Source organism: Sphingobium sp. AntQ-1 (assembly GCF_028538045.1).
GTDB lineage: Bacteria > Pseudomonadota > Alphaproteobacteria > Sphingomonadales > Sphingomonadaceae > Sphingobium > Sphingobium cupriresistens.
In genome coordinates this window covers 1,889,409-1,914,320 of record NZ_CP117158.1, presented here as the reverse complement: position 1 = coordinate 1,914,320, position 24,912 = coordinate 1,889,409, and the positions used below count along the sequence as shown (strand labels likewise).

The following is a 24,912-nucleotide window of genomic DNA, read 5'->3' as shown; positions in this document are numbered from 1 at the left end:
GGGAGCACGCTGCGCTTTCATCAGTTCGAAGGCCTTACCCCCGCAGCGACCCGCCCAGCTTCTGCGCGGCCTTGACCACCGCAGCGCTGATCGCCTCCAGCTCTTCCTGGCTGAAACTCTTCTCGCCCGGCTGCAGGGTAACTTCGATCGCCAGCGACTTGAAACCATCCTCCACGCCCGGCCCGACGAAGACGTCGAACAGGCGGACGTCGACGATGCTCTTCTTATCCGCGCCCTTTACGCCGCGCACCAGCGCATCGGCCTCGACCGCATCCGGCACCAGGAAGGCGAAGTCGCGCTTCACTGCCTGCAACGCGGGCGGCGCGTAGGGCGCGCGCATGAAGCCGCTTTTGCGCTTGCCCGGAATCGCATCGAGGAAGATCTCGCCCGCGACCACCGTGCCCGACAGGCCGAATTGCTTGGCCAGCGACGGGTGCAGCACGCCATATTCAGCCAGCACCGCTTTCGGCCCCAGCCGCAGCGTGCCCGACTGGCCGGGATGATAGGCGGCCGATGCGTCCCCGAAATTCTGGAGATTGCCGACCGGCGCGCCGGCGGCCGCCAGCAGCGCGACCACTTCCGCCTTGGCGTCAAAGGCGTCGAAGCCCTGCGCCTTGCCGGTCTGCCAGCCCCGCGCCACCTTCTCGCCCGCCAGCACGAAGCCCACGGTCGCCCGCTCGCCCTGCTTGAAATAGCGGCGGCCCAGCTCGAACAGGCGAACCGACGTCGCGCTGCGATCGACATTGCGCTTGGTCGCGGACAGCAGGCCGGGCAGCAGCGATGGCCGCATGACCTTCAGTTCCTCGGAGATCGGGTTGGCCAACGTCCAATCGCCCCCGCCTACGGCGGCGGCTTCTTTTTCGGCAATGAACGACCAGTTGATCGCTTCGGCCATCCCGCGCGCAGCGGCGGTGCGGCGCACGCGACGCTCGACCAATTGCTCTGGCGTGGCGGTCGGGCGGGCGACGCCCGGCCCGCGCGGCAAGGGCGTGGACGGCACTTGGTCCAGGCCGACGATGCGCACCACTTCCTCGACGATGTCGGGCCAGCCATCGACGTCGCGGCGCCATGTCGGCACGATGATCGTCCAGCTGCCTGGCACCATCACCGGCATTCCGTCTTCATATTCGACGCGGCTCGCCTCGCCGTCGACGCCAAAGCCCAGGCTTTCCAAGATACGCTTTTGTTCATCTGCGGGCACATGCACGCCGGCCAGCGCCAGGCACTGGTCGGGTGCATAAACTACGGTGCGCGGCGTCGCGGGCGGCGTCCCGGCGCGGGTCGCCTCGCTGGGCGTCCCGCCGCACAGGCTGACCACCAGGCTGGTCGCGATCAACAGGCCATCGTCCAGAAACGCCGGATCGACACCGCGCTCGAACCGTCCACGGGCATCGCTGGTCAGGGTCAGCTTCTGCCCGGTCACCGCGATCCGTTCCGGCGTGAAATAGGCGCATTCGATCAGCACGTCGGTCGTACCATCCTGCGCGCCCGAATGTTCGCCGCCCATGATGCCGCCAATGTCGTGCACGGCCTCGTCGTCGGCGATGACAGTCATCGTCTCGTCGATGGTGTAGCTCTTGCCGTTCAGCGCCAGCACCTGCTCGCCGGGCTTCCCCTTGCGTGCCACCAGGCCGCCCTTCAGGCTCGCCATGTCATAGACATGCAGCGGCCGGCCAAGATCGAACATGATATAGTTGGTGATGTCGACCAGCGCGCTGATCGGCTTCTGGCCGATGGCCTTCAGCCGCTTGGCCATCCAGTCGGGCGACGCGCCGTTGGTCACGCCACGCACGGTGCGCGCGAAGAAGGCCGGGCAGCCGTCCACATCGTCCGTCCGCACATCCGGCCCCGGACCCACGCCCGCAATCTCCGGCACGATGATGGCGTTCAATGTGCCCAGCCCCGCCGCCGCCAGGTCGCGCGCGATGCCGCGCACGCCCATGCAGTCCTGCCGGTTGGGGGTCACGCTGACATCGATCACCGGATCGTTCAGCCCCGCCCAGTCGGCATAGACCTGCCCAACCGGCGCAGCTGCATCCAATTCGATGATGCCGTCATGATCGTCGCCCAGTTCCAGCTCGCGGGTGGAACACATCATGCCGTTGGATTCCACGCCCCGGATCGCGGTCTTCTTGAGCACCATGCCGTTGGACGGCACGACCGCGCCCTCCACCCCGAACACGCCCACCAACCCCGCACGGGCATTGGGCGCACCGCACACCACCTGCAACGGATTGCCGTCGCCATGATCGACGCTCAGCACCTGCAACTTGTCGGCCTGCGGGTGACGCTCGGCGGTCAGCACCTGGGCGATCTTGAACCCGGCCAGCTTCTCGGCCGGATTCTCGACACCCTCGACCTCCAGCCCGATGGCGTTCAGCCTCTTGAGGATGGTGGCAAGGTCCGCATCGGTCTTCAGATGCGTCTTGAGCCAGCTCAGGGTGAACTTCATGCGCCCACTCCTCCGCTCAGCGTGGGCACGTCCAGCGCCGAAAAGCCATAATGTTTCAGCCAGCGCAGATCGCCATCGAAGAAGGCCCGCAAGTCGTTCATCCCATATTTGAGCATGGCGAGCCGATCGACGCCGGTGCCGAAGGCGAAGCCCTGCCACTCGTCGGGGTCCAGCCCGCACGCCGCGATCACCTTGCGATTGACCATGCCGCTGCCCAGCACTTCCAGCCAGCCGCCATCGGCCGCATCGCCGTCGCCGCCAATGACCCGCTGGCCGTTGGCCAGCGTGTAGCCGACATCGACCTCGACCGACGGTTCGGTGAAGGGGAAGTAACTGGGGCGCAGGCGCAGGACGATATCCTCGCGCTCGAAAAACGCCTTCAGGAACGTCTCCAGCGTCCATTTCAGGTGGCCCAGCGTGATCCCCTTGTCGATCACCAGCCCTTCGATCTGGTGGAACATCGGCGTATGGGTCGCATCTGAGTCACTGCGATAGACGCGGCCGGGCGCGATGATGCGGATCGGCGGGGGCGTGCCGTTCATCATCGTGCGAATTTGCACCGGCGACGTATGGGTGCGCAGCAGCATCCGCTTCTGGCCTTCCTCGTCCGGGAAGTAGAAAGTGTCGTGCATCGCGCGCGCCGGATGGGTTTCGGGAATATTGAGCGCGGTGAAATTATGCCAGTCGTCTTCTATTTCCGGCCCGGTGGCGACCGAGAAGCCGAGATCGGCGAAGATTTCTGCCAGTTCGTCCATCACCTGACTGACGGGATGCACCGATCCAAACGCACCCCCAAAAGGACCGGCATCGGCCGGCAGGGTCATGTCGACCCGCTCCGACGCCAGCCTGGCATCGAGCGCGGCCTGCTCCAGCGCGGCCTTCCTGTCCGCCAGCGCCGCCGTCACATTCTCGCGCAAATCCTGGATCGGCGGCCCCTTGTCCATCCGCTCTTCCGGCGACATCGGGCCAAGCGTTTTGAGCAGGCCGGTAACCACCCCGCTCTTGCCCAGCGCGCCGACCCGCAGCGCCTCCAGCGCGTCGAGCGTGTCGGCGGCGGCGATGTCGGCGATCAGGCCGGCTTTCAATGCGCTAATTTCGGTCATTTTTCTTCCAGAGCCTGTGGTGGCGGAAACATGCCCGCGGCCTTAGCGACGCCGGGCGCTCAAGGAAAGGGGCGGGCCTGGAAAGCTTAAGCCCGCGCCCCCAGCAACGCCCCGCCAAAGCCGATGAACATCAATCCGGTGCCGCGGTTGAACAGCGTCTGCCGGTTCGCCGGCGCCAACCAGCGCGCCAGGCGCAGGCCACCCAGCGCGTAGACGGCGTACCAGAAGCTTTCGATAACCACGAAACTGGCGATCAGGATCGCAAGCTGCAGCCAGAAGGGCCGGTCCAGCTCGATAAATTGGGGAAAGAGCGCCGCGGCGAAGATGATGAGCTTGGGATTGGCCAGCCCCGTCAGCAGCCCGGTGCCATAGAGGGCGCGCACGGAACGGGCGTTGGTGGCGCTCGCCTCGCTGTCGCCCACCGGCGCGCGCCACGCCTTGATGCCGAGCCACACCAGATAGGCGACGCCGGCATAGCGCAATATGTCGAACAGCCGCGGCGACGCCTTGAGCAGGGCCCCCAGGCCCAGCGCGGACGCGATCAGGCACAGCAGCACTGCGCTCATCAGGCCCGCCATCGTGGCGGTCGCCTTGCGCGGGCCATGGGCGATGCTCTGCGTCATCACATGCAACATATTGGGGCCGGGCGTGGCCGATATCAGGAAAACCGCCGTAACGTACAACCACCACAGATGCAGCGACATGGAATGCGCCTTTTGGCTGAGCTTCCCCTCTCCGTTCATTTCGAGCGAAGTCGAGAAGCGTTTGCGCGGGCGTTTCTCGACTTCGCTCGAAACGAACGGGTCTTGGTCACATCCGCCAAAACAAAAAAGGGCGCCGGAAGCATCTGCCCCGGCGCCCCTTTGACGATCTTGCGATCGACTGGTTCAGGCTGCGGGCAGCGCAGCCTTCGCCTGGGCGATGATGGCGCTAAACGCCTCGCCTTCGTGCATCGCAATGTCGGCCAGGACCTTGCGGTCCAGTTCGACGCCAGCCAGCTTCAGGCCATGCATGAACTGCGAATAGGTCAGGCCTTCAGCGCGGACACCCGCGTTGATGCGCTGGATCCACAGACCACGGAAGCTGCGCTTCTTGACCTTGCGATCGCGATAAGCGTACTGGCCGGCCTTTTCGACGGCCTGGCGAGCGACGCGGATCGTGTTCTTGCGACGGCCATAATAGCCCTTCGCCTGAACCAGCAACCGCTTATGCTTCGCCTTGGTGGTTACACCACGTTTTACGCGTGCCATGTGCCTCTACTCCTTACTTCAGGCCGTAGGGCGCCCAGAGGCGCACATGGGCAACATCCGAATCCGACAGGACGGACGTACCGCGGTTCTGGCGAATATATTTGGCATTGTGGCTGATCAGGCGGTGACGCTTGCCAGCGACGCCGTGCTTGACCTTGCCGGTCGCGGTGAACTTGAAGCGCTTCTTCACACCGCTCTTGGTCTTCATCTTGGGCATTTTCGTCTCCTTATCTGGCGCGACGATTACAGACAGCCCCGGCAGCCCTAGTTAGCCGGGCGGTCTCACTGAATATCGCGAACGGCGCGCATAGGGCCACATGCGCGCAAAGGCAAGCGATTCGCGTAACCGACCGCCTGGAGCCATTTGCCCCGCCGGGGCGTTGAGGCCGCCATGGTCGATAGCGATGTGCATATCACGGAACATGCGGCCGCCGCGCCGCGCGCGGGCTATCGCGCGCACGCGACCGCGCTGCGCGAACGGTGGCGCCGGCTGCCATGGCCGGTCCGCTTCCTCCTGGCCATCATCGGCTTCCTTTTCGCGATCTGGCTGATCCTGTTCATCACCAAGGGCCGCTTCCTCAAAGGCTCCTTTGAACAGATAGTGGGTAAACGCCTGCAACGCGAAGTCCGGGTCGAGGGCGATTTCCAGCTCTATTTCGCCCCGATCAGCATCAAATTCCTGGCGGAAAAAGCGCGTATCGGCAACCTGCCCTGGGCCAGCCAGCCCGCCTTGTTCCGCGCCGACCTGATCGACGCGCGCATCGCGCCGCTCAGCTTGCTGTTTGCCGACAAGGTCCGCCTGCCCTGGCTGGAATTGCGCAACGGCGCGGTCGATCTGGAATGGTCGCGCGATCACCGGCATAATACATGGACGCTGGGTGATCCAAATGTGGAGGGCAAACCCATGGTCTTCCCGCTGATAACCCAGGCGAAGCTGGCGGGAACCACCCTGCGCTACCGCGATCCGCGGATGCAATTGAACGCCGATATCGGATTCGAGACGGTCCGGGCGCGCGACACCCGCTTCGCCAGCGACGTGCGCCTGTCGGGCACCGGCCGCATGAGGGACAAGCCCTTCACGCTCAAGGGCAGCCTCCTTTCCCCCAACGCCACGGTGTCGCGCGGCAAGAACAGCCTGCAAATGCGCGCGCAGGCCGGCGCGACGATCGTGGATGTCGCCGGCACGCTGCGTGGCGCAATCGAATTGGAAGGCAGCGACCTGCGCCTTGTCACGCGCGGTCCCAATCTCAGCCTGTTGTTCGATTTTCTGGGCGCGGCCATCCCTGATACGCGGCCCTATCGTTTCACCTCGGCCCTGACCAAGGTGGGCGAAGAATGGCGCTTCACCCATTTGAAGGGTCGTTTTGGCGCCAGCGACCTGGCAGGCAGTTTCACCGCGTCGCTGCCCAATAATCGGCTGCTGCTTAAGGCGGACCTGGCGACCCAGACGCTCGACATCGTCGATGCCGCGCCCTTTTTCGGCTATGATCCCGACAAGATCGAGAAGCAGGGCGCTGCCGGCGCGATCGAAACCGTGCAGGGCACGCCGCGCCTGCTGCCCGACGCGCCGTTGCGGGTGGAGGCGATCCGCAATTTCGACGCGAATGTCAGCTATAGCGTCAAGCGCGTCCGGGCGCAGCATGTCCCCATCTCCGCCATCGCCCTGACCCTGAAACTCGACCGCAGTCTGCTGACCCTGTCGCCGCTCAGCTTCGACATGTCCGGCGGCCATGTCGCATCCGACATAGAGATCAACGCCCGCGGCGCGCCGGTGAAGACCAGCTACGACATCCGCATGGCCCCCACCCCGATGGGCACGTTGCTCGCCCGCTGGGGTGTCGAACAATCGGGCACGACCGGCACGATTAAGGGCCGCGTGCAGATGACCGGACTGGGCGACACGCTCCATGATTCGCTCGCGACCGCCAATGGCCGCATCGCCGTCATCCTGCCCGCCGGGTCGATGTGGGCGCGCAATGTCCAACTGTCCGAACTCGATGTCGGCACCTTCGTCACCAAGATGTTCTCCGGCAAATTGAAACAGCCGGTGGAGATCAACTGCGGCCTGATCGCCTTCACCGTCCGCAACGGCGTGGCGGCCGCCGACCCGATCCTGATCGACACGAAGAAGAATGTGATGATCGGCCGCGGCGGCTTCTCGTTCAGGAATGAGAGCCTCGACCTCGCCTTCCGCGCCGATGGCAAGAAGATCAGCCTCTTTTCCGGCCAGTCGCCGATCGGCATCAACGGCTATTTCGCGCGGCCTGGCATCAATGTCGTCAGCCCCGAACTGCTGACCCGTGGCGGCGCGGCGCTGGCGCTGGGCGTGGTCGGCACGCCGATCGCGTCGCTGCTGGCCTTCGTCGATTCGGGCGATGCGAAGGGCGCGGCCTGCGGTCCCATCCTGGCGGGGGCAAGCGCCCAGGCGCAGCGCACCAAGCGCGGTGCGCCCCGCGACGATGTCGGCCGCGGCACCACGGCCAAGGATGAGAAGGGCAGAGGCAGCAAAGGCGAGCAAAAGCGCCAGGACAAGAAATTCCTAGGCATCTTCTGATCGCACCCCACAGCGTCTATCCTGTGCCCGTAACGACTCGAAGGAGGAGTGGGCCATGAGCGACACGCCATTCGTCATGCCGGGGGTCACCCCGCATCTCACCATCGCCGATGGCCGTGCGGGCGAAGCGATCGCCTTCTACGTCAAAGCCTTCGGCGCCACTGAACAGAGCCGGCATCTGGCCGACGACGGCCAACGGCTCATGCATGCCCATCTCAGCATCAACGACGGTGCCTTAATGCTGAACGACCATTTTCATGAGATGGCCAATGGCGAACCGATGCCGCCGCCCGCCGCCGTCACCCTCCATCTGGAGGTCGATGATGCCGACCTATGGTGGCGCCGCGCGGTCAATGCCGGGGCCAGCATCCGCTTTCCCCTCGATAATCAATATTGGGGCGCGCGCTACGGCCAGTTGGTCGATCCGTTCGGCCATATCTGGTCGATTGGCGGCCCGGTGAAGGATTGACGCTGCGCGATCAGTGATCCGGGTGATGATGGGCGTGCGGCGCGCTGCCCAGCGCCTCCAGGACATCCTCCAGCCGCGCCGGATCGCCCATCGCCAGCACATGGCCTTCGCTGTCCGCCGTCAACGGCTCGCCATTCCAGTCGCACATCAGCCCGCCCGCGCCCTCGACCACCGGCACCAAAGCGGCGAAGTCATAGCTTTGCAGGCCCGATTCGATGACGATATCCAGGAAGCCCGACGCCAGCAGGCCGTAATTATAGCAGTCCCCGCCATAGACTGGCCCCTGGCGCGGCGACCCGCCCGATACGGCGGCGACCAGCGCCATATAGGCGGGGACGTCGCCCTCGCCGAACAGATGCGGGCTGGTGGTGGCGATGCCTGCGCCCTCCAGCGCCTTGCACGCGCGGGTGCGCACCGGCTTGCCGTTGAATGTCGTGGGCTGCCCGCTCATCCCGGCCCAGCGCTCGCGCGCGATCGGCTGGTCGATGATGCCGATGGTCGGCCATCCATCCTGCGTCAGCGCGATCAGCGTGCCGAATATCGGCCGCCCCGCAATGAAGCTGCGCGTCCCGTCGATCGGATCGAGGATCCATACCCGCTCGGCATCTTCGCGGACCGATCCATATTCCTCGCCGATGATGCCGTCACCCGGCCGTTCCTTTTCCAGGATCGCGCGGATCGCGGCCTCGGCGGCGCGGTCGGCCTCCGTCACCGGCGATTTGTCCGCTTTAAACTCCATGTCGTAACGGGCGCGGAAAAAGGGGCGGATCGCAGCCGCAGCGGCGTCGGCAAGGCGGTTGGCAAGGGCCAGGTCGTCGCGGGTTGTCATGCCCTTCGCCTAGCGGTTGCGTCGCCGTTGCGCTAGACTGAACGGCGCAAGAGAAGGAGAGGAAAATGCCCGGTTCGCCCGTCATTCCATGCCTGCGCTATGCCAACGCCCCCGCCGCCATCGATTTCCTGTGCGCCGCCTTCGGTTTTGCGCGCCACGCCGTCTATCCCGACGATGCCGACCCGACCATTATCCACCACGCCCAGCTGGTGCTCGGCGGCGGCATGGTGATGTTAGGCAGCGTCAGGGATATGGAGGGCGAATCGCTCTATACCTGGTCCACGGCGCGCGACCTGGGCGGCATCACCGCCTGCGTCTATATCGTCGTGCCCGATCCTGACGGCCATTGCCTCCACGCCCGCAACGAAGGCGCGGTGGTGGTGCAGGAACCGCAGGCCAATGACGGCTATCCCGGCCGCGGCTACACCGCGCTCGACCCGGAGGGCAATGTCTGGAGCTTCGGCAGCTACGATCCCTGGGCGCCCATCTCCGATTAAGCCTTCGGCAACCCGACCGTTCTATCCTTCATCGTCAAAGGGGGGCGCATGGCGCTGATCGGCTGGTTCCTGAGTTTCGTCGGCCTGTTTGGGGGCCTCGCCTTGCGGCAGGATATGCCGGTCGGCGGCTCGGTGGCGTTGTCCAATCTGGCGATCGGCTTTGCGCTGCTCGCCTGCCCGATGCTCTGGCGCGAAAAGCCGCTGGGCATTTCGCGCGGCCAGCGCATCGTCATCGCGCTGGTCATGATCCTGACGGTGCCGCTGGTGATGCTCCCGGCGGCCTGACCATCCTCGTTCGAACAGGCTGGACACCGACGGAGTTTCGGTCGAACGATCCCCCGGATCGTTCGCCAGCCCATTCTCCTTTCAGTCGAACAGGCTGGAAACCGAACTCTCGTCCGCGATCCGCTTGATCGCCTCGCCCAGCAGCGGGGCGATGGGCAAGTGGCGTATGCGCCGGGACGTGTTCACCGCCTCGGTGCCCTGGATCGAATCGGTGATGACCAGTTCCAGCAGTTCCGACGCATCGACGCGTGCGACTGCGCCGCCCGACAGCACGCCATGGCTGACATAGGCGATCACGCCCTCTGCGCCCTGCGCTTTCAAAGCCGCGGCGGCGTTGCACAGCGTGCCAGCCGAATCGACGATATCGTCGATCAGGATGCAGAAACGGCCTGACACATCGCCGATGATGTTCATCACTTCGGATTCGCCGGCGCGCTCGCGGCGCTTGTCGACGATGGCGAGCGGGGCGTTGTCGAGCCGCTTGGCCAGCGCGCGGGCGCGCACCACGCCGCCCACGTCGGGGGACACGACCATGATATTCTTGTCGCCGAAGCGCGCCTGGATGTCGGCCGACATCACCGGCGCGCCGAATAGGTTATCAGTCGGAATGTCGAAAAAGCCCTGAATCTGCCCGGCGTGCAGGTCGACCGACAAGACGCGGTCGGCGCCGGCGGTGGTGATGAGGTTGGCGACCAGCTTGGCGCTGATCGGCGTGCGCGGGCCGGGCTTGCGGTCCTGCCGGGCATAGCCGAAATAGGGGACGACGGCGGTGATTCGCTTGGCCGAAGCGCGTTTCAGCGCATCGATCATGATCAGCAATTCCATCAGATTGTCGTTGGTCGGATAGGCCGTCGATTGGATCACGAACACGTCTTCGCCGCGGACATTCTCATGAATTTCCACGAAAACTTCTTCGTCGGCGAAACGACGGACGCTGACGTCGGTCAGGGGGATTTCGATATAGTCGGCGATAGCGGCCGCGAGCGGCTTATTGGAATTGCCGGTCATGAGTTTCATGGCGAAAAACCCCAGGCTGATTGGCGTGACGAATGGATGACGATGCGCGAAACGCGGTCCCTTTAGCCGGGCATGTCCAATGTGGAAAGGCGCTTTTGCGCCAGCCCCAAAAATGGACTAGGGCGCGGACATGACCGACAAACTCGTGATCGCGCTCGCGCAGATGACCCAGTCCGTGGGCGACCTTGCGGCCAATGCCGACGCCATGCTGGAATGGCGCGCGCGGGCGACGGGCGCCGACCTTATCGTCTATCCCGAACTGCAACTGATCGGCTATCCGCCCGAAGATCTGGTCTTGAAGCCCGCCTTGGTCACCCAGGCCAATTATCAGCTCGACCGGCTGGCGCAGGAAACCGCCGATGGCGGCCCGGCGATGCTGGTCGGCACCGTCGTTGCGGCGCAGGGCGTCCTCTTCAACGTCGTCGCCCTGCTGGAAAACGGCGCTGTCACCGCGATCCGGCAAAAGCGCGAACTGCCCAATTACGGCACCTTCGATGAAAAGCGCCTGTTCGCCCCCGGACCGCTGCCCGCGCCGATCGATTTCAAGGGCGTCAAGATCGGCGTGCCGATCTGCGAGGATATCTGGTTCCCCTTCGTCACCGCGCATCTGCGCAGCGAAGGCGCGGAAATCCTCATCAGCCCCAATGGCAGTCCCTATGAGGTGGACAAGGACGATCGCCGCCTGAACGCCGTCGCCGGCACCCGCGTCCGCGAAACCGGCCTGCCGCTCGTCTATCTCAACCGCGTCGGCGGACAGGACGAACTGGTGTTCGACGGCGCGTCCTTCGTCATGAACGGAGACCTTGGCATCGCCCAGCAACTGCCCGATTGGGAAGAGGCGCTGGTGCTGACGCAATGGGAGAAATGGGACGGCCAGTGGGTCTGCCTGCCCGGCGAGCAGCATGACCTCGATCCGCGCCCGGCCGACATCTACAACGCCATGGTCCTTGGCCTGCGCGACTATGTGAACCGCAACCGCTTCCCCGGCGTGGTGCTGGGGCTTTCGGGGGGCATCGATTCCGCCTTGTCCGCCGCCGTCGCGGTCGATGCGCTCGGTCCCGACCGGGTCTGGTGCGTGATGATGCCCTCGCGCTTCACCAGCCAGGACAGTCTGGACGATGCGGTGGAATGCGCCCGCCTGCTGGGCGTCCGCTACGACACCATTCCCATCGAACCCGCCGTCGCCGCCTTCGACACGATGCTGGCGCCCGTCTTCGAGGGTCGCCAGCGCGACCTGACCGAAGAGAATATCCAGTCGCGCATTCGCGGCGTGACCTTGATGGCCCTGTCCAACAAATATGGCCATATGCTGCTGACCACCGGCAACAAGAGCGAGATGTCGGTCGGCTATGCCACCATCTATGGCGACATGGCGGGCGGCTATTCGGTGCTGAAGGACGCCTATAAGACGACCGTTTTCGACCTGTGCCGCTGGCGCAACGAAAATGTCCCGTCGCTCGGTCTTGGCATCGGGCCGGAAGGTCCGGTGATGCCCGAACGGGTCATCACCAAGCCGCCCAGCGCCGAACTGCGCGACAATCAGCGCGATGACGACAGCCTGCCGCCCTATGAGATTCTTGATCCGATCCTCTACGGACTCGTCGAGGAGGAATTGTCGGTCGATCAACTGGTCGAGCGCGGTTTCGAGAAGGACACCGTCGCCCGGATCGAGCGCCTCCTCTACATCGCCGAATATAAGCGCCGCCAATCGCCCCCCGGCGTCAAACTGGGCATCCGCAATTTCGGCCGCGACCGCCGCTACCCGATCACCAACGGCTTTCGCACGATCTAACCAATGCAAAAGGCCGTTCGGGCTGAGCGACGCGAAGTGACTGTGCTACGCGCGAACCGAACGGGTTTAGGACCAATCATGACCGTCATCACCCGCTTCGCCCCGTCGCCGACCGGCCATCTCCATGTCGGCAATATCCGCGCCGCGCTCCACAATTGGCTGTGGGCGCGCAAGAGCGGCGGGCAATTCCTGCTGCGCCTCGATGATACCGATCTCGAACGCTCGCGCCCCGAATATGCGGACGGCATCAAGGCGGACCTCCATTGGCTCGGCCTCCATTGGGACGGTGAGGAAAAACAGTCGGACCGTTTCGCCCTCTACGAATCCCGGTTCGAAGCGCTGAAAGCATCGGGCCATGTCTATCCCGCCTATGAAACCGCCCAGGAACTCGACCTGCGCCGCAAGATCCTGCTCGGCCGCGGCCTGCCGCCGGTCTATGACCGCGCCGCCCTGTCGCTGACCCCCGATCAGATCGCCGCTTATGAAGCCGAAGGCCGCCCCCCCCATTGGCGCTTCAAGCTGGACCATGAGCAGCCGATCGTCTGGACCGACCTCATCCGCGGCGACCAGCGCTTCGACCCGAAATTGCTGTCGGATCCGGTGATCCGCCGCGCCGACGGCTCCTGGCTCTACATGCTCCCCTCGGTGATCGACGACGTCGCCATGGGCGTCACCCATGTCCTGCGCGGCGAGGATCATGTCTCCAACACCGCGACCCAGATTCAGATGTTCACTGCCTTGGGCGCGCCACTCCCCGCCTTCGCCCATGAAGCGCTGCTGACCGGCAGCGAAGGCAAGCTGTCCAAGCGCCTCGGTTCGCTCGGCGTCGCCCATTTCCGCGAGATCGGCCTCGAAGCCATGAGCGTGGCCTCGCTGCTCGCTCGCCTCGGCAGTTCGCAGCCCATCGAACCCTTCGCGGATATCCAGCCGTTGATCGACAGTTTCGACTTCGCCCATTTCGGCCGCGCCCCCGCGCGCTTCGATGAAGCCGAACTGGCGACCCTCAACCAGAAAATCGTCCATCTCCTTCCCTTTGAGGCTGTCGCCGATCGCCTGCCCCAGGGCATGGACGAAGCCGCCTGGACCGCCATCCGCCCCAATCTGGAAACGGTTGCCGACGCGGCCGACTGGTGGCGCATCGTCACCGGTCCGATAGACGCGCCCGCGCCAGCGGAGGAAGACCATGATTTCCTCGCCGCCGCTCACGGCATCCTGTCGAACGCCGCCTTCGACGCCGACATCTGGCGCACGCTGACGGGGGCGCTGAAGGATGCGACCGGCCGCAAGGGCAAGACCCTCTTCCTCCCCCTCCGCCGCGCGCTGACCGGGCTGGATCACGGTCCCGACATGGGCCAGTTTCTCCCGCTGATCGGCCGGGAAGAGGCCTTGGCGCGCCTGCGATCCTGAGGGGGGGGCGGGATGACATTTTTCGTCATCCCGGCTACGTCGATTGGCTCAGGACAGGCTTAGGTAGAGATACCGCTGCGCTTGGGGCGCTTCGGAAAAATGGCGAAATGCCGGGTCAAGCCAGGCATGATGAGAGGGGAGATGCCGCAAGCGCGCTGTCCCGCATCAGCCTCTCGCTTACCTCGCTCTTGCAAACGTCCCGATGAGAGGCTTGGCGCCTCCCTCCTCTTCCCTCCGGCGGCGGCGTCGCGCGGCGAGCGCTTCGCCGTGACCCTACAGGCGCGTCGGTGTGACCCGTCCCTTACTCTGCCGCTATATGGCCAGGGCTTTGCCGCCGCTATTGCCCGGAAAAGCCCATCGACGGTGTGAACTTCGCGCCTGTGACCCTGTGTGGCTCGCTATTTCCCCTGCAGCGCGCTTGCGCACGCCGCCGGATCGACATCTGCGCCCACCGGGCTGCGCGCATCAACATGGGTGACCACCGGTTCCTTGCCCCGTGCGGGCGCATAGAGATAGGCGTCGAGTATGCAGCGGCCATTGGCGAACTGCAGTTTGCGCACCGTGGTTTCGCGAATGTCGAGCCGGGGCTGGCCGAACATCTGCGTCAGCGCGCGCGCGTCCGACCCCATTAGCGGCCCCTGCTTCATGAAGGCGCTGGCCGGCGGGCCGGCCGGCGGCGGGGCATAATTGCCCCTGGGCACGACGCCGCCACCGCAGGCGGCCAGCGGCAGGCACAATGCCGTCATAAAAGGTCGGAAATTCATGCGGATGTCTTTCGCCCAAGCAACATATGCACGGCCATAGCCGCGCTCCAGATCGGCGCAAGCAGGTTGACCAGCGGGATCAGGAACGCAAGCGCCGAAACGAGCCCCAAAAGCCACCGGCTGCCGCGCGACAGCGGCTGGAGGGCGGGATGACGCGGTTCCACCATGTCGGCCATGTCGCGACCCAGCAGATAGGCGTTGACCATCAGGAACAGCCCGATCGTCCCCACTCCTGTCACCAGCAACAGGATATAGGCGGGCAGCGCCAGAAGGTTCCAGCCCAGCGTGCGCGCCAGCGAGGCGAACGCGAAGCGCAGGCTGCGCGCCCAGCCCACCGGCCGGGCAGCGAGCGCCGCCTGGGGGTAACTATCCCGCTCCACCGCTTCGATAATGTCGTCGGCGAACAGGCCCATCACCGCCATCGCCACCGCGCGGAACAGCAGCCAGCCCGCGCCCACCATCAGCAGCGCCGTGGCGGTCGCTTCGGCGATGCCGCCGCCGCCGCAGCCGAAATGCAGCCGCAGCGCATGAAACCCGGCCCATAGCGCCCCGGCCGATCCTGCGAAGATCAGCAGCGTCAGCACCAGCGTCTTGAACAGCAGGCGCAGCGCCGCGCCATGGAAGAGGGAAGGAAAGGCGCGCAGGGCGGCGGTCAGGACCATGGTCCTGTCTATCCGCCCGCACGGGCGCAAGGTCAATCGGCGCGGTTGCACGGACTGCGCTTGCACGCGGGCGCAGGTTGCATGGGGGCGAACTGGCCGGTAGAGACAGCGCAATTTCTTCCCCATCCCCTTTTTGCATAAGGATATTGCGTGACCGCATCCTCCACGCCCCAGGAAATCCCGGCCGCCACGCTCGACATTGTCGCCATCGGCAACGCCATCGTCGACGTGCTCGCGCGCAGCGAAGACGTCTTCCTGGCGCAACATGCGCTGACCAAGGGCGGGATGCAGTTGATCGACGCCGCCATGGCGGAGACGCTCTACGCCGACATGCCGCAGGCGAAGGAAATTAGCGGCGGATCGGCCGCCAACACGTTGGCGGGCCTTGCCGCGCTGGGGAAAAAATGCGGCTTCATCGGCCAGGTGAACGACGATCAGTTGGGCGCGGTCTTCGCCCATGACATTCATGCTCTGGGCATCCGCTTCGACACGCCGGTCATGCATGGGCAAGTGCCGACCGCGCGCTGCCTGATTCTGGTGACCCCGGACGCTCAGCGGACGATGAACACCTTCTTGGGCGCGTCGCAATTCCTGCCGGAAGCGGCAGTGGATTTCGACCTCATCCGGTCGGCCAAAATCCTGTATCTGGAAGGCTATCTGTGGGATCCGGAGCAGCCGCGCGCGGCGATGCGGGCGGCGATCGACGCGGCGCGCGGCGCAGGGCGCAAGGTCGCCTTCACGCTGTCGGACAATTTCGTGATCGACCGGCATCGCGGCGATTTCATCGACCTGATCGATCAGGGGATGATCGACATCCTCTTCTCCAACGAGGGCGAGATTCAGTCGCTCGCCCAGATCGACGATTTCGACAAAGCGCTGTCCCGCTTCGCCGACAAGGTGCCGGTGCTGGTGTCGACTCGCAGCGAAAAGGGCGCCGTCGCGATGGTCGATGGCGTGCGCCACGAAGCGCCGGCCGCGACGGTCGCGCAGATCGTTGACACCACCGGGGCGGGCGACCTGTTCGCCGCCGGTTTCCTGGCGGCCCATATCGACGGCCGCAGCGTCGAAGATGCGCTGGCGCTGGGCGCGGCCGCGGCGGCCGAAGTGATCTCCCACTGGGGCGCGCGCCCGGAAGCCGATCTGGGCGTGATCCGCGACGCGCTGTTCGCCTGACATGGACAAGGCCCGCTTCTCATTGGAGAGGCGGGCCTGTCTATCGGGTCACTCGGCCTTTTGCTTGCGGAACAGTGCGCGGTCGTCGGACCCGAAGCCCCAGCGCCATATGACGAGGCCATAGGCGCCCAATATCGCCCAAACGCCGACCGCCAGTTCGACCCATTCGAGGCGCGGCGGCAGAGCGACGAAGCCCGCGCCGACGATGCAGGCGACGCCCGCGGCGCTCAGCAGCGGCCAGCGCCAGGCATTGATCGGCGCATCGAGCAGCCGGGCGAGCAGCCGCGCTTTGACGAAAGCCCCCACCGCCAGCGCCAGGCAGAGCGCGAGCGCGGGCGCGGCGGCCACCCACATCACCGGCAGGGCCATCCTGCGGGCCAACAGGATCAGCGCGAAGCTGAAAGCCGCCTGCAAGCCGATCATGACGAGCGAGATCATCAGGTTGCGGTGCCGGGCGATATAGACCAGCGCCGATTCGCTGACGACCGCCGTGGCCGCCACCACTTCGGCGAGCAGCAGGAAGGCGAGCGCGCCGGTGCCGCCGACGAAATGCGGGCCGACAAGCCCCATCACCGCTTCGCCGGGGATGCCGAGCGCGAGCGCGATGCCCGCCTGCGCCGCGATAATCCAGAACCCGACCTGGCTGACCTGACGGGCGATGCCGGCCAGGTTGTTTTCTGCCAGGTTGCGGGTGATGACCGGGCCAAGAATGGGGTCGAAGCTGGTCTTGAGCTTCTGCGGCAAGGACGCGACCTGCTGGGCGACATAATAGATGCCGATCACCGCCGGGCTGACGAACAGGCCCAATATCGCCATGTCGAGCCGGCGCGACCCCCATTCGACGCCGTCGGCCGCTGCAAGCGGCAGGTTGCGGCGGGCGAGCCGCCAGAGCCGCCCGCCATCGGGCCGCCACCCCCGCGGCAGGCCATAATGGCGCGCCATCGGGATCAGCGAAGCGACCAGCGCCGCGATCATCGACAGGGCATAGGAGAGGATCAGGCCGTCGCGGGTCGAATAGAAGGCGAAGGCGAAAGCGCCGATGCTGATTGCCCAGGGTTCGATGATCGAGCGCGCGCGCACGGTGGCGCCAACGTCGAAGCGATAGGCGCAGGCCGCCAGCGCCACGTCCGATCCCGCCACGGCGATCACGACCAGCGCCAGCAACCGGTCGAGGCCGTTAATGCCGCTATTGGGGAACATCGCCTGGGGAAAGGCGACCAGCAGGCCAGCGCCGACCAGCGCGGCGAACAAGGTGACGACCATGGCGTCGGTCACGACATGGGCATGGGGCCGTTCGGTCTGGCTGAGCGCGCCGGCCAGGCCGCGTTTCAACCCCAGCGTGGCCAGTTGCGCCACGAATTCGACAACCAGCACGGCATAGGCGAACCGGCCGAGCGCATCCGCCCCGTACCACCGCCCCGCGATGAACAGGAAGGGCAGCCGCGCGGCGAGCCGCAGCAGAAAGCCGAATATATTGGTGCGCCCGCCCTTGGCCAGGGCGGCGATGTCATCCTGATCCTTGGATGCGGATGCCTGTGTCCCCGATACCGGCGTCGCCAACGAACCCTGAACCCCCTGCGTCATCATGTTTCTATTTCTGTTGTACGGGCAATAGGGCGCGAGCGCGACGGCTTATTCGGGCCGCAGCGGCCGCGCGAGCAGCGCGTCGATCACGGCGCCGAGCGGCGCGACATCGGCGAGCAGCGCGCATACCGCCTCCACCACCGGCATTTCCACGCCCGCCGCGCGCGCGGCATCGCGCAGCACCGGCGCGGTGAAGGCCCCTTCCGCCACGGTGCGGCGGTTGGCGAGCAGGGCGGCGGCGCTGGCTCCTTCGCCCAGCCCCTTGCCCAGCGAGAAGTTGCGCGAATTGGTGGAGGAGCAGGTGAGGACAAGATCGCCCAGCCCCGACAGGCCGCCCAGTGTTTCGGGGCGCGCGCCGCGCGCCAGGCCGAAGCGAGTCATTTCGGCGAAACCGCGGCTGATGAGCGCGGCGCGGGCGTTGAGGCCAAGACCCGCGCCCTCCGCGACGCCGCACGCAATGGCGAGCACATTCTTGACCGCGCCGCCAATCTCCGCGCCGATGACATCGTCGGACAAATAGGGGCGGAAGGACGGGCGGGCGATGCGGGCGGCGAGGCGCTGGCCCAGTGCCCGGTCTTCGCAGGCCAGCGTGATGGCGGTCGGCAAGCCCTTCGCCACTTCATGGGCGAAGGTCGGGCCGGACAGGACCGCGATGGGCGAGGTCGGCTGCGCCTGCTGCGCGACCTCCGACATCAACAGACTGGTGCCCGCCTCGATCCCCTTGGAGCACAGGACGAGCGGCACGCCAGGGGGTGCTTGCGCCACAACGCTGCGCAGATGCTGGGCGGGGCTGACGACCAGCAACAGGTCGCAGGTCGCGAGGTCGGTCATGGCGCCCGTCGCCCGGATCGACGCTGAAAGCGGAATATTGGCGAGATAGAGCGGGTTCTCCTGCCGCCCATTGATCGCGTCGATTACATCCGGCTCCAGTGCCCAGAGCGCGACCGGCTGGCCGTCGCTGGCCAGCAATTGCGCCAGCGCCGTGCCCCAGGCGCCCGCACCGATGACTCCTGCCTTCATGCTTTCACTCCTGCGCCACGCGCCTTTTCGGCCGCCGGGTCGAGCGGCCAGCGCGGCCGGGCGGGGAAGGTGAGATCGTCGATCAGGCCGACCGCATAGCGCTCCGCCCCGGCCCAGGCGATCATCGCCGCATTGTCGGTGCACAGCCACAGCGGCGGCGCGACGAAGGGCAGGTCGTGGGCTGCGGCGAGCGCTTCGAGCGCGGCGCGGACCGAGCTATTGGCGGCGACCCCGCCCGCCACGACCAGCGCGGTGACGCCCTCGCTTCGCCCCAGCGCGCGACGGGTGCGGTCGATCAGACAATCGATCACCGCCTGCTGAAAGCTCGCAGCGATATCCTTGGTCGAATATTGGCCCGACTGGACTGCGCGCATCACCGCGCTCTTGAGGCCCGCGAAGGAAAAATGCGGTTCGTCGGTGTGGATTAACGGGCGCGGCAGGGGAACGGCCTTGGGATCACCCAGCTCGGCCGCCTTCTCCACCTGAGGGCCGCCAGGATAGCCCAGCCCCAGCAGCTTGGCGGTCTTGTCGAAGGCTTCGCCGGCCGCATCGTCGATGGTGGTGGCGAGGCGGACATAGGCGCCCGGCCCCTTCACATGAAGCAATTGGCAATGGCCGCCCGACACCAGCAGCAGCAGATAGGGGAATTGTAGCGTCGGATCGGCAAGGCGCGGCGAGAGGGCATGGCCTTCAAGATGATTGACCGCGATCAGCGGCTTGCCCGCCGCATGGGCCAGCGCCTTGCCCGTGACGAGGCCGACCATGACCCCGCCGATCAGGCCCGGCCCGGCGGTGGCGGCGATGACGTCCACGTTCGCCAGCGTCAGCTTCGCGTCGGCGAGCGCCGCGGCGATCAGCGGGCTGAGCGCCTCGACATGGGCGCGGGCGGCGATTTCCGGCACCACGCCGCCATAGGGGCGGTGCGCTTCCTCCTGCGTGGCGAGGCGATGCGCGAGAATCCGGCCGTCGGCGCTCACCAGCGCCGCCGCGGTTTCATCGCAGCTCGATTCCAGGCCAAGAATGATGGTCATTGCCGCTTCCATCTAATGCCCGTGGTCATTAGAGCAAGCTGCATATGTTTTTGCCCGATCGACCGTTGCGCCTCGGCACCAGAGGATCGCCCCTGGCGCTGGCCCAGGCCCATATGACCGCCCGCGCGCTGTGCGCCGTCCATGGCTGGCCCGACGAGGCGGTGACGATCGTCACCGTCCAGACCAGCGGCGACCGGATACAGGATCGGGCGCTGGCCGATATCGGCGGCAAGGCGCTATGGACCAAGGAACTGGACCGGGCTCTGGTCGAGGGCGAGATCGATTTTGCGGTGCACAGCATGAAGGATGTGGAGACGCTGCGGCCGGACGCATTCCATATCGCCGCGATGCTGCCGCGCGCGGACGTGCGCGACCGGCTGGTGGGCGCCGATGATTTCGCCGCGCTCCCCGCCAACCCGATCGTCGGCACCAGCTCGCCGCGCCGCGCCGCGCAGGTCAAGCGGCTGCGCCCGGACGCGACCATCACCCTGTTCCGCGGCAATGTCGCGACCCGGCTGGCCAAGCTGGCGGCGGGGGAGGTCCATGCCACGCTGCTGGCGGCGGCGGGGCTGGACCGGCTGAACCAGCAGGACGTTGGCGCGACCATCGCCATCGACGTCATGCTGCCCGCGCCATCGCAGGGCGCGGTGGGGATCGAGACGCTGGGCGACAATGCCGCGATGATGAGCGCGCTGCGGGCGATCAACGACCGCGACACCTGCGACGCGGTGATGGCCGAACGCGGGGTGCTCAAGGGATTGGGCGGCACCTGCCATTCGCCGATCGCCGCGCTGGCGCGGGTCGAGGGCGAAAGCCTGCGCCTGATCGCGGAGATCATCAGCCCCGACGGGCAGGAAACGATACGTGAAGAGGCACGGCTGGCGCGTGGCGACGGCGCGGCGGCGCAGGCGGTCGGCCATGCGCTGCTGGAACGGGCCAGCCCGGCGCTGCGAGCGCTGTTCGAGGCGTGAACCGCGTTCTCATCCTGCGCCCCGAACCGGCGGCGGGCAGGACGGCGGCCAAGGCGGCGGCGCTGGGCCTGGACGTGCGGGTGCATCCGCTGTTCGCGCCCCGGCCGTTCGCGTGGACGCCGCCGCCAGCCAGCCAATTTGACGCCCTGCTGCTGACCAGCGCCCATGGCGTGCGCCTGGCCGGACCGGGGCTGACCGCCTATCGGGGACTGCCGACCTATGCCGTGGGGGAAGCGACCGCGCAGGCGCTGCGCGACGCAGGCTTTGCCGATGTCGTGGCGGGCGCGGGCGACGGTAGCGCGATCGCGTCGCGGGCGGCGGCGGACGGTCATCGGCGGTTGCTCCATCTGGGCGGGACCACCGTCGCGCCGATGGCGGCGGCGATCGACGTGACGCGGGTCGCGGTTTACAGCATGATCGCCCTGCCGCCGGACCCGGCGCTGGTCGCCGATGCGGCGCCCGGATCGGTGCTGTTGGTCCATTCCCCCCGCGCGGGCGAAAGGCTGGCGGCGCGGATTCTGCCGGATGGGCGCGCAGCGTTGCATATCGTCGCGATCAGCCCGGCGGCGCTCGCGGCGTGCGGTGCGGGCTGGGCGAGCGGGCAGGCCGCTGCCCGGCCGGTCGATGACGAGATGCTGGCCCTCGCCGCGCGATTGTGCGAATGACGGACGTAATGACAGACGAAAGGGCCGGCATGAGCGACGAGGATGGGGTTGGCGACGCGACCGTGATGCCGCCGCGCCGACGCACGATCCTGCCGCTCCTGATCCTGATCCTGCTTGCCTTTGCGCTGGGCGTCGCGCTTACCGTCTGGGCCTGGCCGCAAATCCAGCGCCGCTGGGGCGATCCGCAACCGCAGCCGACCGTCCCGACCCAACCGCAGGGACTGATCACCGGGACCGGCGCGCGCGCGACCGTCCGACCGCTGACCGCCGATGCGGCGCAGATGCTCGATACCCGCGTCATCCAGTTGGAGGAGCGGCTCAATCGCATCACCGTGGAGGCGCAGGCCGCGTCGGGCAATGCGGCGCGCGCCGAAGGGCTGCTGGTCGCCTTCGCCGCCCGGCGCGCGCTCGATAGCGGGACGCCGCTCGGCTATGTCGAGGGGCAGTTGCGGCTGCGCTTCGGCCAGGCGCAGCCGCGCGCCGTCGCCGCCGTCATCAATGCGGCGCGCGATCCGATCACGCTCGCTGACCTGCGCGGCGGACTGGGCGAAGTGGCGGACCGGGTGGTCACGCCGCCGGCCGCATCCGGCTGGTGGGATGCGCTGGAACATGAGGCGCGTGAACTCGTCACGATCCGCAAGGCATCGACCCCATCGCCCCGGCCGCAGGCGGCGATGGACCGGGCGCTGCGCTATATCGACGGCGGCCGGGTGAGCGCGGCGCTGGGCGAAGTGGAGCGGATGCCGGGCAAGGCGGCGGCGGACCGGTGGATGCAATATGCCCGCCGCTATCTGGAGGCGCGGCGCGCGCTGGACCTGATCGAGACGGCCGCGATCCTGGAACCGCGCCAGTTGCGCGGCGCACAAGGCGCGACCGTGACCCAAATGTCGCCGCTCGCGCCTTAAACCTCTGTCACAAACGACGAACCGTTTGTCGGTATCGATAAACGGCATGGACGCGGACTATCATGTCATGGGAATGTCATCTTTCGATTTCGAAAGAGGACCATCTGTTCGTGCCGCCTTACGCCGATGCCATCGCCAGTTTCTGGAAAGTCCATAGCTGGAAAGACCGTATCGTCGGAGGGCCGCGTGCGGCGGAGCGGCCGTCGCTTTCCCATCTGCTGGGCAATGCGTCGGTGCCGTTCGACCTGGCGCGCACCCGCGCGCAGAGCGCGATGCTGGCGCAGGGGATGCGGGGCGATGGACGGCATGTGCTGCTGATCCCCGGCCTGCTGGCGTCCGAACAGCGGATGGAGCCGCTGCGCGCGGTGCTGGGCGCGGCCGGCTATGTCGCCCATGGATGGGGCATGGGCCGCAATTTCGGGCCGAAGCCCGATAGTCTGGAGCAGATCGACCGGCGGGTCGACGCGATCCGGCGGGAGAGCGGCGCGCCGGTAACGCTGGTAGGATGGAGCCTGGGCGGGCTGTATGCGCGCGAATATGCCAAGTTCGCGGCGCACAAGGTTGGCGGCGTGGTGACGATGGGCACGCCCTTTTCCGGCGATCCGCGCGCCAATCATGCCTGGCGGCTGTACCAACTGGTGTCGGGCTTCCCGGTCGACCGGCCGCCCTTCCCCTGCACCCGCGAAGCCAAGCCGCCGGTGCCGACCGTGGCGCTGTGGTCGCCGCGTGACGGCGTGATCCTGCCCGCATGTGCCAGAGGCCGCGCGGGCGAGCGCGACCGGGCGATCGAGGTGGACTGCACCCATATGGGCTTCGCCGCCGCGCCGGAGGGGATTGCCGCGGTAGGGAAAGCGCTGGAAGCGATCGCCGCCTGAGCCTGTCCTGCCGGGCGATTCGGGCACGTTGAAGCGACCGACAGGGTCACAGCTCCAAAGTTCACACCATCGTTGGAAGCGCGTTTCTGCGCTTTTTCGCGGCAATAGTGCCCGAAACGAACCGGCCAAGTATCGCCGACGACACTGCGATGCGCCTGCCGGGTCACGCCCATGCAACGGGAACGCCCCATGTGGGTCACAGGCTGGCGGCGGCGCTGGAGCGACCGGCAGGGGAAGGGCGTGCGGGTCCATTGCCAAGGATAGATCAGAATAAATCCTACATTGGAAGGGGAATAGGAGAGGCGGCAGCGGTGCTGGCCAACCGGTGGGCGAGGCGATGTTTGCGCTTTACTTCACCGGATTCTCCGCGGCTCCGCACGATTCGGATTTTTCGCGCGAAGCCAAGGATGACGCGCAGGGGGAAGAGATGATGGCCTGTTTCTCATGACCATATGCGTGGAAGCAAGACATCAGCCCCTCCCGTGAAAGGCAGGGGAGAGAATGTCCGCTCGTGGTCGCTGGCGGTCACGCCCCTCTCGTCATCAGCCGACTGATTCATCTCCGCCCGACAATCGCCCAATCGCCCAGGTCGCCGCTTCCGCCACCACCGGGTCGTCATCGCGCACCAGCGCCTCCAGCGGCGCCAGCAGGCGCGCGTCGCCGCTGTTGCCCGCCGCGATCGCGGCGTTGCGGACCAGGCGGTTGCGTCCGATGCGCTTGATGGGCGAGCCGGAGAAAATCTCGCGGAAACTCGCATCGTCCAGCGCCAGCAGGTCGGCGATTTCGGGCGCGGCCAGTTCCGCGCGGCCCACAAACGCCCGGTTCGCAGCGGCCGCGTCGGCGAATTTGTTCCACGGACACACCGCCAGGCAATCGTCGCAGCCATAGACGCGGTTGCCGATCCCGGCGCGCAAATCATCCGGGATCGGCCCCTTATGTTCGATCGTCAGATAGGAGATGCAGCGGCGCGCATCGACCATATAGGGCGAGGGGAAGGCGTCGGTCGGGCAGGCGTTCAGGCAGGCGGTGCAGCGGCCGCAATGATCGGTTTCGCCGTCGTCGGGCGTCAGCGCCAATTCGGTATAGATCGCCCCCAGGAACAGCCAGCTGCCATGGTCGCGGCTGACGAGGTTGCTGTGCTTGCCCTGCCAGCCCAGCCCCGCGCCCTGCGCCAGCGGCTTTTCCATCACGGGCGCTGTATCCACGAACACCTTGAGGCTGCTGGGCTGCTGCTCCACCAGCCAGCGGGCCAGGGCTTTGAGCGCCTTCTTGACGACGTCATGATAATCCTTGCCCTGGGCATAGACCGAAAAGCGCGCCCGGTCCGGCACATCGGCCAGCGCAAGCGGATCGCGCCCCGGCGCATAGCTCATCCCCAGCATGATGACGCTGCGCACCTGGGGCCACAGCCCCTTGGGCGATCCGCGCTGCTGCGCCCGTTCCTCCATCCACAGCATGTCGCCATGATGGCCCGCGTCCAGCCATTGGCGCAGTCGCGCCCCGGCAAGCGGCGCAGCGTCGGCGGGCGCGACGCGGCAGGCGGCAAAGCCAAGCCTGGCGGCCTCTTCCTTCAGCCGCTGTTCCAAGGTTTCGGTTTCCACAGACAT

24 protein-coding genes are annotated in these 24,912 nt (G+C 66.6%); 11 read left to right on the top strand and 13 right to left on the bottom strand.

What is annotated here, in order from left to right:
* Positions 1 to 34 precede the first annotated feature (34 nt).
* The 5 genes from pheT to rpmI all read right to left on the bottom strand — a co-directional run bounded on the left by pheT (position 35) and on the right by rpmI (position 5,022).
* A complete protein-coding gene (pheT, locus tag sphantq_RS09600) occupies positions 35 to 2,452 on the bottom strand; it encodes a phenylalanine--tRNA ligase subunit beta (RefSeq protein ID WP_272798368.1) in 2,418 nt (805 codons plus the stop codon).
* Positions 2,449 to 3,555 carry a phenylalanine--tRNA ligase subunit alpha gene (gene pheS / locus sphantq_RS09595; protein WP_272798367.1) on the bottom strand — a complete coding sequence of 369 codons (1,107 nt, stop codon included), beginning with the start codon at positions 3,553 to 3,555 and terminating at the stop codon, positions 2,449 to 2,451. Before pheS ends, pheT begins: the two co-directional genes overlap by 4 nt.
* Positions 3,556 to 3,641: 86 nt before the next feature.
* Positions 3,642 to 4,259 (bottom strand): LysE family translocator, encoded by a 618-nt coding sequence (locus sphantq_RS09590; RefSeq protein WP_129925539.1) that lies wholly within the window; start codon positions 4,257 to 4,259, stop codon positions 3,642 to 3,644.
* Positions 4,260 to 4,442: 183 nt separating this feature from the next.
* Positions 4,443 to 4,805, bottom strand: coding sequence for a 50S ribosomal protein L20 (gene rplT / locus sphantq_RS09585; RefSeq protein ID WP_066606985.1), 363 nt, complete (start codon positions 4,803 to 4,805; stop codon positions 4,443 to 4,445).
* 13 nt (positions 4,806 to 4,818) lie between these two features.
* Positions 4,819 to 5,022 (bottom strand): 50S ribosomal protein L35, encoded by a 204-nt coding sequence (gene rpmI / locus sphantq_RS09580; RefSeq protein WP_056690492.1) that lies wholly within the window; start codon positions 5,020 to 5,022, stop codon positions 4,819 to 4,821.
* A 174-nt stretch (positions 5,023 to 5,196) separates the two neighbouring features.
* On the opposite strand from rpmI, the gene sphantq_RS09575 reads away from it, so the two are divergent.
* Together sphantq_RS09575 and sphantq_RS09570 are read left to right on the top strand one after the other, a co-directional pair.
* On the top strand, positions 5,197 to 7,359 hold the full coding sequence (locus sphantq_RS09575) for an AsmA family protein (RefSeq protein WP_272798366.1): 2,163 nt from the start codon (positions 5,197 to 5,199) through the stop codon (positions 7,357 to 7,359).
* Positions 7,360 to 7,414: 55 nt separating this feature from the next.
* On the top strand, positions 7,415 to 7,828 hold the full coding sequence (locus tag sphantq_RS09570) for a VOC family protein (RefSeq protein WP_272798365.1): 414 nt from the start codon (positions 7,415 to 7,417) through the stop codon (positions 7,826 to 7,828).
* Between the two features lie 10 nt (positions 7,829 to 7,838).
* Here sphantq_RS09570 and hisN read toward each other — a convergent pair whose 3' ends face one another.
* Positions 7,839 to 8,657: a histidinol-phosphatase gene (gene hisN / locus sphantq_RS09565; RefSeq protein WP_272798364.1), complete on the bottom strand. Its 819-nt coding sequence runs from the start codon at positions 8,655 to 8,657 to the stop codon at positions 7,839 to 7,841.
* Between the two features lie 65 nt (positions 8,658 to 8,722).
* Here hisN and sphantq_RS09560 point away from each other — a divergent pair, with 65 nt between their 5' ends.
* Positions 8,723 to 9,154: a VOC family protein gene (locus sphantq_RS09560; RefSeq protein WP_066606976.1), complete on the top strand. Its 432-nt coding sequence runs from the start codon at positions 8,723 to 8,725 to the stop codon at positions 9,152 to 9,154.
* A gap of 48 nt (positions 9,155 to 9,202) precedes the next feature.
* Positions 9,203 to 9,439, top strand: coding sequence for a hypothetical protein (locus sphantq_RS09555; RefSeq protein WP_066606974.1), 237 nt, complete (start codon positions 9,203 to 9,205; stop codon positions 9,437 to 9,439).
* An 81-nt stretch (positions 9,440 to 9,520) separates the two neighbouring features.
* Here sphantq_RS09555 and sphantq_RS09550 read toward each other — a convergent pair whose 3' ends face one another.
* Entirely contained in the window at positions 9,521 to 10,456 is a 936-nt protein-coding gene (locus tag sphantq_RS09550) for a ribose-phosphate pyrophosphokinase (RefSeq protein ID WP_129925542.1), read from the bottom strand.
* A 130-nt stretch (positions 10,457 to 10,586) separates the two neighbouring features.
* Here sphantq_RS09550 and sphantq_RS09545 point away from each other — a divergent pair, with 130 nt between their 5' ends.
* Positions 10,587 to 12,248, top strand: coding sequence for an NAD+ synthase (locus sphantq_RS09545; protein ID WP_066606969.1), 1,662 nt, complete (start codon positions 10,587 to 10,589; stop codon positions 12,246 to 12,248).
* Between the two features lie 78 nt (positions 12,249 to 12,326).
* On the top strand, positions 12,327 to 13,655 hold the full coding sequence (gene gltX, locus sphantq_RS09540) for a glutamate--tRNA ligase (RefSeq protein ID WP_272798363.1): 1,329 nt from the start codon (positions 12,327 to 12,329) through the stop codon (positions 13,653 to 13,655).
* Between the two features lie 398 nt (positions 13,656 to 14,053).
* Here the strand turns inward: gltX and sphantq_RS09535 are convergent, their stop codons facing one another.
* The gene (locus sphantq_RS09535; RefSeq protein WP_066606965.1) at positions 14,054 to 14,419 is read right to left on the bottom strand and encodes a hypothetical protein; all 366 of its coding nucleotides are present in this window, start codon (positions 14,417 to 14,419) and stop codon (positions 14,054 to 14,056) included.
* Positions 14,416 to 15,081, bottom strand: coding sequence for an EI24 domain-containing protein (locus sphantq_RS09530; RefSeq protein WP_272798362.1), 666 nt, complete (start codon positions 15,079 to 15,081; stop codon positions 14,416 to 14,418). Before sphantq_RS09530 ends, sphantq_RS09535 begins: the two co-directional genes overlap by 4 nt.
* 177 nt (positions 15,082 to 15,258) lie before the next feature.
* Between sphantq_RS09530 and sphantq_RS09525 the strand changes: the two genes are divergently transcribed.
* Positions 15,259 to 16,254 carry an adenosine kinase gene (locus sphantq_RS09525; RefSeq protein WP_443021556.1) on the top strand — a complete coding sequence of 332 codons (996 nt, stop codon included), beginning with the start codon at positions 15,259 to 15,261 and terminating at the stop codon, positions 16,252 to 16,254.
* A 48-nt stretch (positions 16,255 to 16,302) separates the two neighbouring features.
* Here sphantq_RS09525 and sphantq_RS09520 read toward each other — a convergent pair whose 3' ends face one another.
* From sphantq_RS09520 to tsaD, 3 genes are read right to left on the bottom strand one after another with little or no spacing between them, the layout of a single operon-like run.
* Entirely contained in the window at positions 16,303 to 17,841 is a 1,539-nt protein-coding gene (locus sphantq_RS09520) for a lipopolysaccharide biosynthesis protein (RefSeq protein ID WP_242495920.1), read from the bottom strand.
* A gap of 45 nt (positions 17,842 to 17,886) precedes the next feature.
* Positions 17,887 to 18,858, bottom strand: coding sequence for an NAD(P)H-dependent glycerol-3-phosphate dehydrogenase (locus sphantq_RS09515; protein WP_272798360.1), 972 nt, complete (start codon positions 18,856 to 18,858; stop codon positions 17,887 to 17,889).
* Positions 18,855 to 19,889: a tRNA (adenosine(37)-N6)-threonylcarbamoyltransferase complex transferase subunit TsaD gene (tsaD, locus tag sphantq_RS09510; RefSeq protein WP_272798359.1), complete on the bottom strand. Its 1,035-nt coding sequence runs from the start codon at positions 19,887 to 19,889 to the stop codon at positions 18,855 to 18,857. Before tsaD ends, sphantq_RS09515 begins: the two co-directional genes overlap by 4 nt.
* Positions 19,890 to 19,933: 44 nt before the next feature.
* Here tsaD and hemC point away from each other — a divergent pair, with 44 nt between their 5' ends.
* From hemC to sphantq_RS09490, 4 genes are all read left to right on the top strand, one after another.
* Positions 19,934 to 20,860, top strand: a complete 927-nt coding sequence (gene hemC, locus sphantq_RS09505) for a hydroxymethylbilane synthase (RefSeq protein WP_272798358.1) — start codon at positions 19,934 to 19,936, stop codon at positions 20,858 to 20,860.
* Positions 20,857 to 21,525, top strand: coding sequence for a uroporphyrinogen-III synthase (locus sphantq_RS09500; RefSeq protein WP_272798357.1), 669 nt, complete (start codon positions 20,857 to 20,859; stop codon positions 21,523 to 21,525). Before hemC ends, sphantq_RS09500 begins: the two co-directional genes overlap by 4 nt.
* 8 nt (positions 21,526 to 21,533) lie before the next feature.
* A complete protein-coding gene (locus tag sphantq_RS09495; protein ID WP_272798356.1) occupies positions 21,534 to 22,430 on the top strand; it encodes a hypothetical protein in 897 nt (298 codons plus the stop codon).
* Positions 22,431 to 22,540: 110 nt separating this feature from the next.
* Positions 22,541 to 23,305, top strand: coding sequence for an esterase/lipase family protein (locus tag sphantq_RS09490; protein WP_129925595.1), 765 nt, complete (start codon positions 22,541 to 22,543; stop codon positions 23,303 to 23,305).
* Between the two features lie 542 nt (positions 23,306 to 23,847).
* Here sphantq_RS09490 and queG read toward each other — a convergent pair.
* A complete protein-coding gene (queG, locus tag sphantq_RS09485; RefSeq protein ID WP_066606954.1) occupies positions 23,848 to 24,912 on the bottom strand; it encodes a tRNA epoxyqueuosine(34) reductase QueG in 1,065 nt (354 codons plus the stop codon).

Excerpts from the sequence above, each read along its gene's own strand:
- sphantq_RS09545 (WP_066606969.1), top strand. The coding sequence starts at position 10,587 with ATGACCGACAAACTCGTGATCGCGCTCGCGCAGATGACCCAGTCCGTG.
- tsaD (WP_272798359.1), bottom strand. The coding sequence starts at position 19,889 with ATGACCATCATTCTTGGCCTGGAATCGAGCTGCGATGAAACCGCGGCG.
- hisN (WP_272798364.1), bottom strand. The coding sequence starts at position 8,657 with ATGACAACCCGCGACGACCTGGCCCTTGCCAACCGCCTTGCCGACGCC.
- gltX (WP_272798363.1), top strand. The coding sequence starts at position 12,327 with ATGACCGTCATCACCCGCTTCGCCCCGTCGCCGACCGGCCATCTCCAT.
- sphantq_RS09515 (WP_272798360.1), bottom strand. The coding sequence starts at position 18,858 with ATGAAGGCAGGAGTCATCGGTGCGGGCGCCTGGGGCACGGCGCTGGCG.
- sphantq_RS09530 (WP_272798362.1), bottom strand. The coding sequence starts at position 15,081 with ATGGTCCTGACCGCCGCCCTGCGCGCCTTTCCTTCCCTCTTCCATGGC.
- queG (WP_066606954.1), bottom strand. The coding sequence starts at position 24,912 with ATGTCTGTGGAAACCGAAACCTTGGAACAGCGGCTGAAGGAAGAGGCC.
- sphantq_RS09575 (WP_272798366.1), top strand. The coding sequence starts at position 5,197 with ATGGTCGATAGCGATGTGCATATCACGGAACATGCGGCCGCCGCGCCG.
- sphantq_RS09555 (WP_066606974.1), top strand. The coding sequence starts at position 9,203 with ATGGCGCTGATCGGCTGGTTCCTGAGTTTCGTCGGCCTGTTTGGGGGC.
- pheS (WP_272798367.1), bottom strand. The coding sequence starts at position 3,555 with ATGACCGAAATTAGCGCATTGAAAGCCGGCCTGATCGCCGACATCGCC.
- sphantq_RS09550 (WP_129925542.1), bottom strand. The coding sequence starts at position 10,456 with ATGAAACTCATGACCGGCAATTCCAATAAGCCGCTCGCGGCCGCTATC.
- rpmI (WP_056690492.1), bottom strand. The coding sequence starts at position 5,022 with ATGCCCAAGATGAAGACCAAGAGCGGTGTGAAGAAGCGCTTCAAGTTC.
- sphantq_RS09520 (WP_242495920.1), bottom strand. The coding sequence starts at position 17,841 with ATGATGACGCAGGGGGTTCAGGGTTCGTTGGCGACGCCGGTATCGGGG.
- sphantq_RS09590 (WP_129925539.1), bottom strand. The coding sequence starts at position 4,259 with ATGTCGCTGCATCTGTGGTGGTTGTACGTTACGGCGGTTTTCCTGATA.
- sphantq_RS09560 (WP_066606976.1), top strand. The coding sequence starts at position 8,723 with ATGCCCGGTTCGCCCGTCATTCCATGCCTGCGCTATGCCAACGCCCCC.
- pheT (WP_272798368.1), bottom strand. The coding sequence starts at position 2,452 with ATGAAGTTCACCCTGAGCTGGCTCAAGACGCATCTGAAGACCGATGCG.
- hemC (WP_272798358.1), top strand. The coding sequence starts at position 19,934 with ATGTTTTTGCCCGATCGACCGTTGCGCCTCGGCACCAGAGGATCGCCC.
- sphantq_RS09535 (WP_066606965.1), bottom strand. The coding sequence starts at position 14,419 with ATGAATTTCCGACCTTTTATGACGGCATTGTGCCTGCCGCTGGCCGCC.
- sphantq_RS09495 (WP_272798356.1), top strand. The coding sequence starts at position 21,534 with ATGACAGACGAAAGGGCCGGCATGAGCGACGAGGATGGGGTTGGCGAC.
- sphantq_RS09570 (WP_272798365.1), top strand. The coding sequence starts at position 7,415 with ATGAGCGACACGCCATTCGTCATGCCGGGGGTCACCCCGCATCTCACC.
- rplT (WP_066606985.1), bottom strand. The coding sequence starts at position 4,805 with ATGGCACGCGTAAAACGTGGTGTAACCACCAAGGCGAAGCATAAGCGG.